This is a genomic window from Bartonella sp. CL71SXKL, from assembly GCF_042194935.1.
Lineage (GTDB): Bacteria > Pseudomonadota > Alphaproteobacteria > Rhizobiales > Rhizobiaceae > Bartonella.
The window spans coordinates 1-841 of record NZ_JBHINI010000096.1; the positions used below are offsets into that span (position 1 = coordinate 1).

1 protein-coding gene is annotated in these 841 nt (G+C 40.4%); it reads left to right on the forward strand.

Annotated elements, in window-relative coordinates; genetic code table 11:
- Positions 1–365 precede the first annotated feature (365 nt).
- Positions 366–488, forward strand: coding sequence for a hypothetical protein (locus ACFILA_RS09660; protein WP_375661140.1), 123 nt, complete (start codon positions 366–368; stop codon positions 486–488).
- Positions 489–841 lie beyond the last annotated feature (353 nt).

Consider the following 841-nt stretch of genomic DNA (forward strand, 5'->3'; position numbering starts at 1 on the left):
ATCTAAAGCTTCCTCAAGCACACGACGTAAACGCCCTACGCTTACCTTTTCCTCAAAAATTTTCAATCTCTTTTCCTTAAAACCCACCCCTTTGCCTCAATGCCTCGTTGTCAATCTGGCACCCCCAAAAATGATAAAGCCTCAAAATGATAAGGATTAATTATTTGGCAAGCCGCCGCATGTATACCAGCGTCTCTCACAATTCCATAACCAAATTGCACAAAACCTTTTTCATCCAGAGAGAGAGAAACTGTCCTTAGCGGTCTCGTAAATAAATAACGGTCTCGTAAATAAATAGATGTCCCTCTTTTCTTTCAATTTCCCCCCTCCACCCCAAGCTCTTTAAAAGCACTGTTGCCCTTTCCATGGAGCAAAACGTCTTGATCAAAAACTTAAGCTTTTGGCGCGTCTTCTCTATGCGTCTTGCCTCTCCACCTGCAAGAAAATGGGCTCTTCTTCCCCAAACACCAGAATATCTTTTGCTTTAAGTATAGATTTTTCGCTCTCAATATCGCTTGGTAAGACACATTTTTATGCTTGATAAAAGAAAATAAGTTACAAGATTTTCACTCTTTAAGAGAACAGAAACAGCAAGTAAAGTCCAAGAACAGCCCCTCTTCACTTTCCCCTTAAAAGCTCACAAGAATCCCACTCAAACAAAAGTACCACTCAAGCAAGAGCACCTCTCAAGCAAAAGCACCAATTCTTTAAAAAACACGACACAAATATAAAAAAGCATAAAACGAGAAGTACACCCATGCACCTTAATGAACAAGTCAAAAGCAAGGCTCAACAAAAGCCTCTCTTCACTTTTTCCCCTCGCTCATTTTTCTCTCGCTCA

What these genes read in the sequence shown, in the direction of transcription:
- ACFILA_RS09660 (WP_375661140.1), top strand. Translation starts at nt 366, where the DNA reads ATGGAGCAAAACGTCTTGATCAAAAACTTAAGCTTTTGGCGCGTCTTC.